General features: G+C 64.4%; 13 protein-coding genes. 7 read left to right on the plus strand and 6 right to left on the minus strand.

Going from position 1 to position 15255, the window contains the following annotated elements; genetic code table 11:
* The first annotated feature begins 59 nt into the window (after nt 1-59).
* The 3 genes from purH to HZR81_RS17095 all read left to right on the plus strand — a co-directional run bounded on the left by purH (nt 60) and on the right by HZR81_RS17095 (nt 6076).
* Nucleotides 60-1664 (plus strand): bifunctional phosphoribosylaminoimidazolecarboxamide formyltransferase/IMP cyclohydrolase, encoded by a 1605-nt coding sequence (gene purH / locus HZR81_RS17085; RefSeq protein WP_063540419.1) that lies wholly within the window; start codon nt 60-62, stop codon nt 1662-1664.
* Nucleotides 1665-1862: 198 nt separating this feature from the next.
* The gene (purD, locus tag HZR81_RS17090; protein WP_063540420.1) at nt 1863-3155 is read left to right on the plus strand and encodes a phosphoribosylamine--glycine ligase; all 1293 of its coding nucleotides are present in this window, start codon (nt 1863-1865) and stop codon (nt 3153-3155) included.
* A gap of 116 nt (nt 3156-3271) precedes the next feature.
* Entirely contained in the window at nt 3272-6076 is a 2805-nt protein-coding gene (locus HZR81_RS17095; protein ID WP_500128799.1) for a hybrid sensor histidine kinase/response regulator family protein, read from the plus strand.
* Nucleotides 6077-6095: 19 nt separating this feature from the next.
* Here HZR81_RS17095 and HZR81_RS17100 read toward each other — a convergent pair whose 3' ends face one another.
* Nucleotides 6096-7346 (minus strand): cytochrome P450, encoded by a 1251-nt coding sequence (locus tag HZR81_RS17100; RefSeq protein WP_500128800.1) that lies wholly within the window; start codon nt 7344-7346, stop codon nt 6096-6098.
* Nucleotides 7347-7555: 209 nt separating this feature from the next.
* Here HZR81_RS17100 and HZR81_RS17105 point away from each other — a divergent pair, with 209 nt between their 5' ends.
* The gene (locus tag HZR81_RS17105; protein WP_500128801.1) at nt 7556-8503 is read left to right on the plus strand and encodes a lysylphosphatidylglycerol synthase transmembrane domain-containing protein; all 948 of its coding nucleotides are present in this window, start codon (nt 7556-7558) and stop codon (nt 8501-8503) included.
* A gap of 101 nt (nt 8504-8604) precedes the next feature.
* Nucleotides 8605-9330, plus strand: coding sequence for a VC0807 family protein (locus HZR81_RS17110; RefSeq protein WP_331250363.1), 726 nt, complete (start codon nt 8605-8607; stop codon nt 9328-9330).
* A gap of 36 nt (nt 9331-9366) precedes the next feature.
* On the opposite strand, the gene HZR81_RS17115 is transcribed toward HZR81_RS17110, so the two are convergent.
* From HZR81_RS17115 to HZR81_RS17135, 5 genes are all read right to left on the minus strand, one after another.
* Nucleotides 9367-9453, minus strand: a complete 87-nt coding sequence (locus tag HZR81_RS17115) for a small membrane protein YohP (protein ID WP_442807067.1) — start codon at nt 9451-9453, stop codon at nt 9367-9369.
* A gap of 88 nt (nt 9454-9541) precedes the next feature.
* Complete coding sequence (locus tag HZR81_RS17120) at nt 9542-10441, minus strand: AEC family transporter (protein WP_063540425.1); 900 nt, start codon at nt 10439-10441, stop codon at nt 9542-9544.
* A gap of 108 nt (nt 10442-10549) precedes the next feature.
* Nucleotides 10550-11470 (minus strand): dTDP-4-dehydrorhamnose reductase, encoded by a 921-nt coding sequence (rfbD, locus tag HZR81_RS17125; protein WP_063540426.1) that lies wholly within the window; start codon nt 11468-11470, stop codon nt 10550-10552.
* Between the two features lie 259 nt (nt 11471-11729).
* The gene (gene sfsA / locus HZR81_RS17130; protein ID WP_500128802.1) at nt 11730-12437 is read right to left on the minus strand and encodes a DNA/RNA nuclease SfsA; all 708 of its coding nucleotides are present in this window, start codon (nt 12435-12437) and stop codon (nt 11730-11732) included.
* On the minus strand, nt 12437-13609 hold the full coding sequence (locus tag HZR81_RS17135; protein ID WP_500128803.1) for a pyridoxal phosphate-dependent aminotransferase: 1173 nt from the start codon (nt 13607-13609) through the stop codon (nt 12437-12439). Before HZR81_RS17135 ends, sfsA begins: the two co-directional genes overlap by 1 nt.
* Before the next feature lie 191 nt (nt 13610-13800).
* Between HZR81_RS17135 and dksA the strand changes: the two genes are divergently transcribed.
* Together dksA and gluQRS are read left to right on the plus strand one after the other, a co-directional pair.
* Entirely contained in the window at nt 13801-14247 is a 447-nt protein-coding gene (gene dksA / locus HZR81_RS17140; protein ID WP_063540429.1) for an RNA polymerase-binding protein DksA, read from the plus strand.
* Between the two features lie 91 nt (nt 14248-14338).
* The gene (gene gluQRS, locus HZR81_RS17145) at nt 14339-15244 is read left to right on the plus strand and encodes a tRNA glutamyl-Q(34) synthetase GluQRS (protein WP_500128804.1); all 906 of its coding nucleotides are present in this window, start codon (nt 14339-14341) and stop codon (nt 15242-15244) included.
* The last annotated feature ends 11 nt before the right edge of the window (nt 15245-15255 follow it).

Consider the following 15255-nt stretch of genomic DNA (forward strand, 5'->3'; position numbering starts at 1 on the left):
GCCGGCAGGCGCGCCTGCCGGCTTCGCGGCCTCAAGCCTGTAGCCTCTAGGAAACGTCAATGACCGACCAAACCACCCGCCTTCCCGTGCGCCGCGCGCTGATCAGTGTGTCCGACAAGACCGGCGTCGTCGATTTCGCCCGCGAGCTCGCCGCCCTCGGCGTCGAGATCCTGTCCACCGGCGGCACCTTCAAGCTGCTGCGCGAAAACGGCATCGCCGCCGTCGAAGTGGCTGATTACACGGGCTTCCCGGAGATGATGGACGGCCGGGTTAAGACCCTGCATCCGAAGATCCACGGCGGCATTCTCGGTCGCCGCGATCTGGACGGCGCGGTCATGGCCGAGCACGGCATCAACCCAATCGATCTGGTGGCGGTCAACCTTTACCCGTTCGCCGCGACCGTGGCCAAACCCGGCTGCACCCTGCCCGATGCCATCGAGAACATCGACATCGGCGGCCCGACCATGGTCCGCAGCGCCGCGAAGAATCACAAGGACGTGGCCATCGTGGTCAACGCCGAAGACTATGCGGCGGTGATCGACAATCTGAAGCACGGCGGCCTGACCTACGCTCAGCGCTTCGACCTGGCCCTCAAGGCCTTCGAGCACACCTCCGCCTACGACGGCATGATCGCCAACTACCTGGGCGGCATCGACCAGAGCGCCGAGACCCTCACCACCGAAGGCCGCAGCCTCTTCCCACGCACCTACAACATGCAGTTCGTCAAGGCGCAGGACATGCGCTACGGCGAGAACCCGCACCAACAGGCCGCCTTCTATGTCGAGAAGCCGGATGAGGCCAGCGTCGCCACCGCCAAGCAACTGCAGGGCAAGGAACTGTCTTTCAACAACGTGGCTGACACTGACGCCGCGCTGGAATGCGTGAAGAGTTTCACCAAGCCGGCCTGCGTGATCGTCAAGCACGCCAACCCCTGCGGCGTGGCCGTGGTGCCGGAGAACGAAGGCGGCATTCGCAAGGCCTATGACCTGGCCTACGCCACCGACAGCGAATCGGCTTTCGGCGGCATCATCGCCTTCAACCGCGAGCTGGATGGCGAGACCGCACGCGCCATTGTCGAGCGCCAGTTCGTCGAGGTGATCATTGCCCCGAGCGTGTCCGCCGAGGCTCGTGAAGTGGTTGCCGCCAAGGCCAATGTGCGCCTGCTCGAATGCGGCCAGTGGCCGGCCGAGCGTGCGCCGGGCTGGGACTACAAGCGCGTCAATGGTGGCCTGCTGATCCAGAGCCGTGACATCGGCATGATCACCGAGGCTGACCTGAAGATCGTCACCCAGCGTGCACCCACCGAGCAGGAGATCCACGACCTGATCTTCGCCTGGAAAGTGGCCAAGTTCGTCAAATCCAACGCCATCGTCTACGCCAAGAACCGCCAGACCGTCGGCGTCGGCGCCGGCCAGATGAGTCGCGTCAACTCCGCGCGCATTGCCGCCATCAAGGCTGAGCATGCCGGCCTGCCGGTACCCGGCGCGGTAATGGCCTCGGATGCTTTCTTCCCCTTCCGCGACGGCATCGACAACGCCGCCAAGGCCGGCATCACCGCGGTGATCCAGCCAGGTGGTTCGATGCGCGACAACGAGGTGATCGCCGCGGCCGACGAAGCAAACATCGCCATGGTGTTCACCGGCATGCGCCACTTCCGCCACTAATATCGGCGTACTCGGACAGGTATCTGCGGCGTTGCCCGACTCTTCCCCATGCTCATTGCCAGAAGGCAACTCCGCGGGGGGAAGAATCGGGCGCCTTGCATCTACCAGCCCGATTGCGATCTCGGAATTCATAAGGGTGGATAACGCTTCGCTTATCCACCAGACGGGCTACCCGCCCGCCTCCATCGGGAGAGAGAAATGAACGTACTGATCATCGGCAGCGGCGGCCGCGAGCACGCCCTGGCCTGGAAGGTCGCGCAGGATCCGCGCGTTGCCAAGGTGTTCGTCGCCCCGGGCAACGCCGGCACCGCCACCGAAGCCAAGTGCGAGAACGTCGCCATCGACGTGCTGGCAATCGAGCAGCTGGCCGATTTCGCCGCCGCCAATGTGCAGCTGACCATCGTCGGCCCCGAGGCACCGCTGGTCAAAGGCGTGGTCGACCTGTTCCGCTCGCGCGGCCTGGATATCTTCGGCCCCACCGCCGCCGCCGCGCAGCTGGAAGGCTCCAAGGCGTTCACCAAGGACTTCCTGGCGCGTCACGCCATCCCGACCGCCGACTATCAGAACTTCACCGAAGTCGAACCGGCGCTGGCCTACCTGCGCGAGAAGGGTGCCCCGATCGTGATCAAGGCCGACGGCCTGGCCGCCGGCAAGGGCGTGATCGTTGCCATGACCCTCGAGGAAGCCGAGGAAGCCGTGCGTGACATGCTGTCCGGCAATGCTTTCGGTGACGCAGGCGCGCGCGTGGTGATCGAGGAGTTCCTCGACGGCGAGGAAGCCTCCTTCATCGTCATGGTCGATGGCGAGCATGTACTGCCGATGGCCACCAGCCAGGATCACAAGCGCGTAGGCGATGGCGACACCGGCCCGAACACCGGCGGCATGGGTGCCTACTCTCCCGCCCCGGTGGTCACCCCCGACGTGCATCAGCGGGTGATGGACGAGGTGATTTATCCGACCGTGCGCGGCATGGCGGCCGAAGGCAACGTCTACACCGGCTTCCTCTACGCCGGCCTGATGATCGACCAGAGCGGTGCACCCAAGGTCATCGAGTTCAACTGCCGCTTCGGCGACCCCGAAACCCAGCCGATCATGGTGCGCCTGGAGTCCTCGCTCGTGCTGCTGGTCGAGGCCGCTCTGGCCAAGGCGCTGGACAAGGTCGAAGCGACCTGGGATCCACGCCCGACAGTCGGCGTGGTGCTGGCCGCAGGCGGCTACCCGGGCGACTATGCCAAGGGCGACGTGATCGAGGGACTTAGCGAAGCTGCCTCCCTGGACGGCAAGGTCTTCCATGCCGGGACCGCGCTGAATGCGCAAGGCCAGATCATCACGGCCGGCGGCCGCGTACTGTGCGCCACCGCCATCGGTCGCAGCGTGTCCGAGGCGCAGCAGCAGGCCTACCGCCTGGCGGAAAAGATCCGCTGGAATGGCTGCTTCTACCGCAAGGACATCGGCTACCGCGCCATCGCCCGCGAACAGGGCGAAAGCTGAACCCCGCCAGTCACCAGGAATGCGCGCGGCGCCAGATTTTATCGACACCGCGCGCATTACAGGCTGACAACGGCATGGCTATAATCCGCCGTCACACTCATGAACGGACTTCTCCAGTGGGTCGGCTCCGGATCGCCATCGCTCTCATCTTCGGCCTGCTGCTGATCAATCTGATCCCGCTGTCGGCTCAGGCGTCCATTGCCCCGCCGTCCTCTACGCCGCTGGCCGCAACGCCGAATTCACTGCCACAGAACTGGCGCATTCTGGTCGATCAGTCCGGCAAGCTCACACTGGAGGAAGTGGTTGCCCAGCGCGCCCTGTTCCAGCGGCTGGAAAAGCTGTCCTACAGCGCTCCGGCCAGTGATCGGGCGGTCTGGCTGCAAGTCAGCCTCCCCCCTCTGACCAAGCCGAAATGGCTTTCGCTGTTCGCGCCGCGTGTGCAGTACCTGGATTTCTACCTGCTGCGCGAAGGCCAGCTTGAGCAGCACGTCGCCACCGGCGAGCTGCGACCGGTCAGCGCGCGCCCGCTGCCGAACCAAGCATACCTGTTCAGCCTGCCCAATGATGGTCAGGCGAGGGAAGCCTACGTTCGCCTGCAGTCCAGCCATCCGGTGATGACCTGGTTCAAGGTCATCGACGACAGCGGCCTGGTCAACCAGTCCAGGCCCGCCTACCTGTTCGGCGCCCTGTTCGGCGCCCTGGCACTGCTGATGGTGTACAACCTGCTGCGCTTCGCCTACACGGTCAGCTACACGCATATCTGGCTCAGCCTGCTGCATGGCGCGCTGCTCGCTTGCGCCATGGCGAACCTGGGCGTCCTGGCGGTCTGGTTGCCGGGATTGACCTATAGCCAACCGTTGATCGCCGACCTGTCGGCGCTCGCCGCGAGTTGTGCGCTGCTCGGTTACACGCTGGGCTTTTTCAACCAGCGCCGGCGCACCTGGATTACATGGCTGCTGGGCATCGAACTCAACGTGGTGCTGGCCATCGCCGCCAGCATCCTACTTGGCCAGTGGCTGTGGCACAGCTGGCTGATCTACTCGCTGGTGCTGGTCGCCTCGTGCAGCGCTCTGGTGGTCGCTCTGTACCACTGGCGTCAGGGCTATCAGCCGGCACGACTGGTAGTCGCCGGCGCGACGCTCTTCAACAGCGGCATGGTGTTCTTCATGCCCATGCTGCTCGGCTTCGACCAGCTCGACCCGGGCTGGCTGACCGGCGGGCTTTTCAGTCTTGCCACGATCGCCGGCCTGCTGCTCAGCTTCGCTCTGCTCGAACGGCAGCGCCAGCGTCAGAGCGATAGCCGCACCCAATTCACCGCAGCTGCAGTCAGCAGTGCGGAGCTCAAGACCAAGGCTGACTTCCTGTCCAAAATCAGTCATGAGCTGCGCACGCCGATGAATGGAGTGCTCGGCATGAGCGAGCTGCTGCTGGGCACCTCGCTCTCGGCGAAACAGCGCGATTACGTGCAGACGATTCACAGCTCCGGCAACGAGCTGCTCAATCTGATCAACGAGATTCTCGACATATCCAAGCTGGAGTCGGGCCAGATCGAGCTGGACGACGTTCAGTTCGACTTCAACGCGCTCATCGAGGATTGTCTGAGCATCTTCCGCGCCAAGGCAGAGCAGCAGAAGATCGAGCTGATCAGCTTTATCCAGCCGCAACTGCCACAGGTCGTGGCCGGCGATCCGACACGCCTGCGCCAGACGTTGCTCAATCTACTGGAGAACGCCTTCAAGCAGACCGAGGAAGGCGAGGTGCTGCTGATCGCCGCGATCGACGGACCGATGGATGCGCCGCGACTGCGCATCACCGTGCAGGACAGCGGTCGGCCGTTGGAGGCATACGAGCGCGATGCCCTGCTCAATGCGGCGGTAGACAGCCAGGACTTCCTCGCCGCGACCCGTCATGGCGGACGGCTCGGCCTGATCATCGCTCGCCAGCTGGTCCAGCTGATGGGTGGCGATTTCGGTATCCAGACCGGTAGCAATCAAGGCAATACGCTTTGGATCAGCCTGCCGCTGGCCGGCGAAGGCCTGGCCCAGAGCAACGCCGACCTGGACGGACCGTTACGAGGCACGCGCCTGCTGATCGTCGATGACAACGATACCTGCCGCAAGGTACTGGTCCAGCAGTGCAGCAGCTGGGGACTGGAGGTCAGTGCGGTGGCGTCGGGCAAAGAGGCGCTGGCGTTGCTGCGCACCAAAGCGCACCTGAAGGAATACTTCGATGTGGTACTGCTCGACCAGGACATGCCCGGCATGACCGGTATGCAGTTGGCGAGCAAGATCAAGGAAGACTCCAGCCTCAACCACGATATCCTGCTGATCATGCTCACCGGCATGAGCAGCGCCCCGAGCAAGATCATCGCGCGCAACGCCGGCATCAAGCGCATCCTGGCCAAACCGGTGGCCGGCTACACCCTCAAGACCACGCTCGCCGACGAACTCGCGCAGCGTCAGCAGGGCAACCAGCAGCGCTCCACGACAGCACCCCAGGCGTCAACGCCACTCGAGGTTCCGGGTGATTTCCGCATCCTGGTCGCCGAAGACAACAGCATCTCCACCAAGGTCATCCGCGGCATGCTGAACAAGCTCAACCTGCAGCCCGATACCGCCTGCAACGGTGAGGAGGCGCTCGAGGCCATCAAGACCACCCCTTACGACCTGGTGCTGATGGACTGTGAAATGCCGGTGCTCGATGGTTTCCAGGCCACCCGCCAATTGCGCGAATGGGAGGCCAACAGCGGTCGGCGGCGCACGCCGGTGGTCGCCCTGACTGCACACATCCTCAGCGAGCACCGTGAACGTGCCCGTGAAGCGGGAATGGACGGGCATATGGCCAAACCCGTCGAGCTCTCGCACCTGCGCGAGCTGATCGACCACTGGGTGCGCGTCAAGCAGGCCGAGCAGGTCGACTGAGCGGCGCGCGGTACCGGTCTCAGCAGACGCCGCACTTCACGTCTCGGATCAGCATCCCACTCTCGGGCCTGGCCGGCATACGCGTCAGATCGATACGCAGATCCTGCGCTGGCACCGCGTAGGCCATTTCGCGCGTCAGCATGCGCAGCGCCATCTTCAGCAACTCGATTGCCAGCCGCTCGCCTGGACAACGATGCCCTTCGGCCGCGTCACCGCCGCCCTGGGTGACAAAGCTGAAGGCATTGCCCGGCCAGTTCAGGAAGCGCTCGGGCTGGAACGCTTCGGGCTGATCCCAACGGCTCGCTTCGCGGTTGGTCCCCCACAGATCCAGCATCACCCGGGTGCCCGCCGGAAAATGCTGACCCTGCCAGTCGAAGTCCTCTCGTACGCGGGCAGCCGTGAACGGAAAGAACGCATGCAACCTGCGAATTTCCTGCGCGAAGGGCTCGAGCAGTTCATCGTCCGTACGCAGGCGCGCGGCCCATTGCGGCTGCGCCAGCAGTTCCAGCGCGGCATAGGTGATGAAGTAGGAAACCGCCACTGTCGGCCGCAACAGATTGAGCAACTCGACAGCGGCGACCTGCTCATCGAGCGGTGTGCCGTCGAGGTCGCGGTGATGCGCGATCACCATGAGCGCCATGGTCGGCTCGGCTGGCAGCCGGCCGGCGCGGGCCTGCTGGATCAGCTGCCGCGCCCAGGCTTCGGCGTCGCGCCGCGCCTTGCGCGCCTCCCAGTGACGTGCCCCGATGCCACCCGCACCGTCAACCATCGTCGCCAGCTGCTCGGCCCGGATCTCCCGCTCGGCGGGTGCCAGCGGCACGCCGGCCCAGCGACATACCGCTTCGGTCAGAATCAGCTGCACTTCCGTCATCAACCGGACCTCCGGGCGCGCCTGCCACTCACCGATCGCCTGGCGCCAGGCCTGCTCGGCCAGGCTGACCAGCTTCTCGACCGCAGCACCGTCGAGCAACTGCAGGAACATTCGCTTTCGATTCCGGTGCGCCTCACCGTCCAGCCCCTGCACGCCTCCTTGTCCGACCAGCGTCTTTATCAGCATGCGCGGCATGGCATGGGCGCGCTGCAGATAGCGTTCGTCGTAGAACAGGCGCGCGGCGTCTTCGCCGCTGAGACAGATGGTGTTCTGCAGTAGCAGACGCGCCTGGAATACGTTGCTGTGCAAACGAGCACAGCGATCACGGATAAATGGATAGCCTTCGCCCAGCAGCGCCAGTGAGCTTTCCAGATGATCATCATGGGGTATTTCGGTCATGCCGCTCTCCAATCAACCAGTCCTGCAATCGACCTCCGTGCGCTCGGAGTGTTATCGCGCGAACGACCCGAAGGTCGGATAACTGAACAAAAAGGGCCGAGCGCTGCCGATTACTGAACGACTCACGAAACGGTGCAGGTCTCGGCATGCCGTGTCCATCACGTCGCAGAACGCGGCGTGGCCGCAGTCCTGCCCCGAGGAGCCACTCGATGATGAAGAGGAGCGATGTCGCCTGGACCCTGATCGGGGTTTCGGCCGTGCTGCTGTCCGGCTATCTGCTGTATCACGAGGTCCGCAACATCTCGCTGAGCGAACTCGCCAACAGCCTGCACGCGATCGGTGCCCACCGCTGGTTGCTGGCGGCGCTGTCGACGCTTGGCGCCTACCTGGCGCTGGCCTGGTACGACCGCATCGCCATGGCCCATCTGGGCCGGAAGATCTCCTGGTGGTTCATCACGCTTTGCTCGTTCACCACCTATGCGCTGGCCCACAACATCGGCGCCTCGGTTTTTTCCGGCGCGCTGGTGCGTTATCTCGCCTACCGCAGCCGCGGCCTGACGCCTCAGGAAATCGGAATCCTGATCGTCTTCTGTTCCTTGACGTTTGTCCTCGGTACCGTCCTGGCAGGTGGCACGGTGTTGATCCTCGAACCGCAGTTACTCGACCGCCTGATGGACAGCGCGAGTTGGCTATCGACCGCGGTCGGGTGTGGGCTGTTGCTGCTGATCGCGTTGTATGTGTTCGGCGCATGGCGGCAGTTGCCGGCGTGGCGGCTGGGCAAATGGCACATCGAGTATCCGCGGCTGCCGGTCGTCGCGCGCCAGTTGCTGGCCGGACCACTGGAGCTGCTATGCGCGGCGGCGATCATCTACTTTGCCCTGCCGGCTGCGAACAACCCAGGCTACCTGACCATCCTCGGCGTGTTCCTCGCGTCCTTCTCGCTGGCCCTGCTCTCCCATGCCCCAGGCGGGCTCGGGGTGCTGGAACTGACCTTCGTCGCCGCACTGCCAGAACTCGCGACCGTCGACGTGCTGGCTGCACTCATCGTGTTTCGTGTCTTCTACCTGCTGCTGCCGTTCGCCATTGCCATGGTGGTCGTGCTGCTGTTCGAACACGGTCAGTGGCGGGCTCGACGAACCGACGCGGTAGGTCGTTGATCCGCGCGCAGCCCTCCATACCTCTCATCCCGACGAAGATGGTCTGGCGCGAAACGGCCACAGAGGCCATCATGCTGCCCTTTCCAACCCAACCCGACGTCATGACCGAAACCACCCATTCCCACGCCGAACACAAACCGCGCCCATTGGTCGACCTGGCTGTAAGCATCCTGATTCCTTCACTGATCCTGATGAAACTCAGTGGCGAGGAGCGCCTGGGTGCCGATGGCGCGCTGCTGCTGGCCCTGGCCTTCCCGCTGGGCTGGGGCCTGTGGGAGCTGGCCCGCTACCGCAAGTTCAACTGGATCGCCCTGCTCGGCCTGATCAGCGTGCTGCTCACCGGCGGCATCGGTCTGTTGCAGCTCGACACCCAATGGCTGGCGATCAAGGAAGCGGCCGTACCGGGGATCATCGGCATCGGCGTGCTGGCCTCAACTCGCACGCGCTACCCGTTGATTCGTACCCTTCTGTACAACCCGAAGGTGCTCAATGTGGACAAGATCCACGAGCAGCTGGAACGCAATGGTCAGGTCGCGCATTTCGAAACCCGCCTGCTACGGGCGACCTACCTGCTCAGCGGCACCTTCTTCTTCTCGTCCTTCATGAACTACGTCCTGGCCAAATGGATCGTGCACAGTCCGGCCGGCAGCGAAGCGTTCAACGCCGAGCTGGGACGCATGACCCTGCTCAGCTACCCGATGATCGCCATACCCAGCATGCTGATGATGATGGCGATCTTCTTCTATCTCTGGCGGACCATCCATGGCCTGACCGGCTTGCGCCTGGAGGACATCATGGCCGCCCACGATCAGCGCGACGGCAAATGAAGCCGCGGAAGCATCCGGCAGCCAGGCGCCAAGCCGTCAGAACAGCAGTTTGAAGATGCCGATCACCACGATCAGGCCAATGATGAAGATGACGCCCGCGGTACCGCCGATGAATTTCAGCATGCCGTACTCTCCGTATTTTCTGGACTGTGCTCTTGTGACAGTCCGGTGCGGAAGGACGTTCAGCGCCAGACGCCGGGGTGCTCGGCAGTCAGCTGGTCGTCAGCAGCATCCATAGCGGCAGGCTGACGGCAGCCGCCAGCGTCGACAGAAATACGGTGGAGCTGACCGCGCGGCTGTCGTCGGCATGCTTGACGAAGGCCAGCACATTTACGCCACTCGGACAGGCTGCCAGCAGCACCAGCACGCTGCGCGCGTCCTGACTCAGCCCGGGCAAGCAACCGCTCAGCCACCACACCAGCGCCGGGAACAGGACCAGCTTGGCCAATGTGAGCACGACGACCGACGCGCTCGGCCGCAAGCGATAACGCGACAGACTGATACCCAGCACCATCAACGCGCAGGGCAGTGCTGCCTGCGCGAGCCAGCCAATCACTCGCCACAACGGCTCGGGCAGTGACAGGCCGCTCAGGTTCAACAAGGCTCCGAGCAGCAGGCCGACGATCAAGGGGTTGGCCAGGTTCTTCAGCAGCGACGGCGCGCTGACCCTGTCGCCATCACCGAGCGCGGCATAGAAACTCTGCAAAGAGAACAGCACCAGGCTGTGGAACACCAGAATGGCGAACACGTAGACCAGACTCTCGGCGCCGAGCAGCGTGGTCACCAGGGGAATGCCGACCAGCACGTTGTTCGAGTAGGCTGCGGTCAGTCCCAGCGGGCTCGCTCGCCCCTTCAGACGATGCGCGACGACGTTCACCAGCAGAAAAATCAGCAGCACCGGGGCGAAGTATGCCAGCAGCAACATCGGCGACATGCCCTCGCCCAGCTCGGCGCGAGCGATGCCATTGAACAGCACCGCAGGCATGAACAGCTTGAAGGTCACGCTGGCCAGCCCGGCGGCACCTTCGTTGCTCAACCACTGGCGCCAGCCAAACAGATAACCGAGCGAGATCAGACCGAAGATCGGCAGGATCGCCAGCACCACTACCATGTCGCCCCTCCAGAGCCGAACTTCAGGCCGCGTCGAGGCGCGGGGGCGCAAGAATACACTGGCGAGCGGACGCCCGCACGGAAGCCGGGTCTCCGTCGGGTGGGCGAATCAGACGCGAAAGCTGCGCTGCCTGACGACGGCAGCCGGCTCCGCTTGCTGCAACACGTCGAGCACCTCGGCGAGCTCGAGCTTCCATGGCCGAGGCGCCAGACCAAAGGTCGACTCGAAGCGACGGCAGTCGAGCACTGACCAGGCCGGACGGCGCGCCGGTGTCGGGTACTGTGCAGTCATGATCGGCGACACCTCGGGCTGCCTGGCTAGCAGTCCGACCGCTTCACCTTGACGGAAGATCTCTACGGCGAAGTCGTACCACGAGCAGGCCGGTGTACCGCTGTAGTGATAAACGCCCCAGGCCAGCCTGTCGCCGGCGGCATAGCGGCGCGCCAGTTCCAGCAGCACGGCGGCGATACTGCCGGCCTGGGTCGGACATCCCAGCTGGTCGCTCACCACGCCAAGCGCATCGCGCTGACGCGCCAGCCGCAACATGGTCTTGACGAAATTGTGCCCGTGGACGCCGTACACCCAACTGGTACGCAGGATCAGGTGCGCGGGCAGGCAGTCACGGATGATCTGCTCGCCGGCCAGCTTGCTCGCCCCATAGACACCCGTCGGAGCGGTTGCATCGTCCTCGGTATAGGGTCTGTCGGCTTCGCCGGAGAACACATAGTCGGTGGAGATGTGGAACAGCGGCACGCCCGCACGCCCGGCAGCCTCGGCAAGATTGCGCGCACCATCGCGGTTGACGGCATAGGCCTGCTCGCTGTGAGATTCGGCGTTGTCCACATGGGTGTAGGCAGCCGCATTGATGATCAGACCGGGGCGCTGCGCCATGGCCGCCGCAATTTGTTCTGGCCGGACGATATCCAGCTCGGTGCGATTCGGAGCCAGCACATCCAGGCCGAAACTCGCCGCACGCTCGGCCAGCTCGCGCCCAACCTGACCACCGGCACCGCAAACGAGGATTCGCATTCTCTTTAGCCTCATCGACGACGCTCGCGCCAGGGCGAACGTCCGAAATAATCTTTGCCAACGACACCTCTCGGCGCATCGAATGGCACCGCCGGATATGCCGCCGATGCGGGCGAGGCCGCGTCGACACCGCGCTGCGCGGCGGAGCAGAGCCTCTGCGAGCATGAAGGGATGCATTTTCCAGCTTCGTTGAGGCCAGACAGAAAGCGCTTTGTTCCCCAGCCCGGATAAAAATTTTCATCCACCGAGCCGAGCGTGCTCACAGCAGCACGGGCAGCGGCCGACTCAAGCGCAGCTCGTGCGGGGACAGCTCGACGCCATACGCCAGTACCTCCACTCCCGCCGCAATCGCCTCATGCAGCGCCGCCGCATAGGTCGGGTCGATTTCCATTGCCGGGCGTACCGCCTCGATGCCGCTGAGATTGACGCAGTACAGCTGCACGGCGCGCACCCCGCTGCGCGCGAGCGCAGCCAGCTCTCGCAGATGACGACTGCCGCGTGTTGTCACCGCATCGGGAAAGGCGGCCACGGCGGTGTCGTCGAACCCCAGCGTAACGCTCTTGACCTCGACGTAGGCCGGCAGGCCGGCATAGTCGAGACGGAAATCCACCCGACTGTTTTCCACGCCATAGGCCACCTCGCGCTTGAGCGCCGAGAAGCCTGCCAACTCGGCGATCTGCCCGTTCAGCAACGCTTCCTCGACCAGTGGATTGGCTCGCGCGGTATTCACGCAGGCCAGCCGCCCCTGCGGCGTCTCCACCAGCTCCCAGGTGCCCGGCAACTTGCGCCGCGGATCGCTGCTGCGCTGAAACCACACCCGCGCGCCCTCGCTCATGCAGTTGAGCATCGAGCCGGTGTTGGGACAGTGAATGCACAGCGCCTCGCCTTCGTCAGTGACGATATCGGCGAGAAAACGTTTGTAGCGCCTGACCAGTCGCCCCTGCTCCAGCGGTTGCGCGAAACGCATCAGGATTGCCAGCTGCGCAGGCCGCGGGCAATACGCTCGACGGCCTGCTCCAGGCGCGGCAGATCCTGGGTGTAGGCGAAGCGCACATGATGACCGGCCTGGTGACGACCGAAGTCCAGCCCCGGCGTGATCGCGACGAACTCGGTTTCCAGCATGTGCTGACAGAACGCATAGGCATCGCCACCGAAGGCACTGATGTCGGCGTACAGATAGAAGGCGCCCTGCGGTTCGACCGCGATGCCGAAGCCCAGCTCGCGCAGGGCTGGCAGGAGGAAGTCACGGCGACGGGCGAACTCAGCGCGCCGCGCCTCGAGAATTTCCAGGGTCGCCGGTTCGAAACAGGCCAGGGCTGCGTGCTGAGCCATGCTCGGCGCGCTGATGTAGAGGTTTTGCGCCAGCTTCTCCAACTCCGGCACAGCCGCGGGCGGCGCCACCAGCCAACCCAGGCGCCAACCGGTCATGCCGAAGTATTTGGAAAAGCTATTGAGCACGAAGGCGTCATCATCGACCTCCAGCACGCTGGCCGCGTCCGTGCCGTAGGTCAGCCCATGATAGATCTCGTCGACCACCAGATGGCCGCCGCGCTCCTTCAGCGCCGCCGAAAGGGCGGCCAGTTCGGCACGCTCGAGCAGCGTTCCGGTGGGATTGGCCGGCGAGGCCACCAGCGCACCGACACTGTCGCGATCCCAGTAGCGCTCGACCAGCTCGGGTGTCAGCTGATAGCGCATCTCCGGGCCGACCGGCACCAGTTGCGCAGCACCTTCCACCAGGCGCAGGAAGTGCCGGTTGCATGGATAGCCCGGATCGGCCAGCAGCCAGTGCTTGCCAGGGTCGACCAGCAGGCTGGAGGCCAGCAGCAGCGCACCGGAGCCACCGGGAGTAATCAGGATGCGCTCGGGGTCAATGCTCAAGTGATAGCGCTGGGCATAGAAGCCGGCAATCGCCTCGCGCAGCTGCGGCAGGCCGCGCGCGGCGGTGTAGCGCGTATGACCTGCGGCCAGCGCGGCCTGCCCGGCGGCGACGATGGGCTGTGCGGTGGTGAAGTCCGGTTCGCCGATTTCCAGGTGAATAACGTCGCGGCCTTGAACTTGCAGCTGGTTGGCCCGCTCCAACAGCGCCATGACGTGGAAAGGTTCGATTGCGCGACTGCGTGCGCTGTACGACGAGGTCATCTGACCTTCCTGTTGACGATAAAACGTGAATTCTACCCAAGGTCCCAAGGCCGCCGCAGCCACTGTCGGATTGGGGAGTAGCGCACCCCGATCCGATCTGGTAAGTTCGCCCGCTTGCAGCCGCAGGGCCGGCACGGGCCGGCAAGGGACAAATCATCCTGCGCAATGGACATAGCGAGAGGCGTTCATCCATGCCCATTACCAAAGAAACACCGTCGAGCAAGCAACTGATTCGCGCCTTCGAGCCCTATAAGGAAAGCAAGGGCGAGGAGTACATGAGCGAGAAGATGCGCGCCCATTTCACCGGCATCCTGAACAAGTGGAAGCAGGAGCTGATGGAAGAAGTCGATCGCACCGTCCATCACATGCAGGACGAGGCAGCCAACTTCCCGGACCCGGCCGATCGCGCCAGCCAGGAAGAAGAGTTCAGCCTGGAACTGCGTGCCCGCGACCGCGAGCGCAAGCTGATCAAGAAGATCGACGAGACGCTGCAACTGATCGAAGACAACGAATACGGCTGGTGCGATTCCTGCGGTGTCGAGATCGGCATCCGCCGTCTGGAAGCGCGGCCTACCGCCACGCTCTGCATCGACTGCAAGACGCTGGCGGAGATCAAGGAAAAGCAGATCGGTTCCTGATCCCGAACGGGGCGCTTCGGCGCCCCGCTTCATTTCCAGGCCCGGCAACCGCCTCACCCGCCCCGCCATCCCTGATCGCGCCGGCCCCGCCATGCCCCTGTCCAGCTCACCCCAACCTGCCCGCTATGTTGGCCGTTTCGCCCCGACGCCGAGCGGCTATCTGCATTTCGGCTCACTGCTCGCCGCCCTTGCCTCCTATCTGGATGCCCGCTCGGTGGGCGGTCGCTGGCTGCTGCGCATGGAAGACATCGACCCGCCCCGAGAGATGCCCGGTGCGCAGCAGGCGATCGTCGAGACACTGCAGAGCTACGGCTTCAAATGGGACGGCGAAATGCTGCGCCAGAGTCAGCGCCATGCCGCCTACCGGGATACGGTCGAGCATCTGCTGGAGAAAGGGTTGGCGTATGCCTGCACCTGCTCGCGCAAGCAGCTCGAAGACTACCCGGGCCCTTACCCCGGCTTCTGCCGCAACGCCGGGCACGGCCTCGAAGATGCCGCCATCCGCCTGCGCGTGCCCGATCGCGAGTACGGCTTCGTCGACCGTTTACAGGGCGAGTTCCGCCAGCACCTGGGACGCGAGGTCGGCGACTTCGTCATCCGCCGCCGCGATGGCCTGATCGCCTATCAGCTGGCCGTGGTGCTGGACGACGCCTGGCAAGGCGTCACCGATGTGGTGCGCGGCGCCGACCTGCTCGATTCGACGCCGCGTCAGCTCTACCTGCAGGAAATCCTCGGCTTGCCGCAGCCGCGCTACCTGCATCTGCCGCTGATCATTCAGCCGGACGGCCACAAGCTCGGCAAGCGCTATCGATCACCACCGCTGCAAGCCGAGGAAGCCAGCCCACTGCTGCTGCGCGCACTGCGCGCCCTTGGTCAGCAACCACCGACCGAACTGGACGGTGCCCTGCCGGCGGAGATCCTCGGCTGGGCGATTGGCAATTGGGATGCCGGTCGCATTCCGCGGACCCGAACCCTGGCCGAGGCTCAGCTGCGCTGAGCAGCATTTGC

Source organism: Pseudomonas sp. LM13, from assembly GCF_041381355.1.
In the GTDB taxonomy this organism is placed as follows: Bacteria; Pseudomonadota; Gammaproteobacteria; order Pseudomonadales; family Pseudomonadaceae; genus Stutzerimonas; species Stutzerimonas frequens.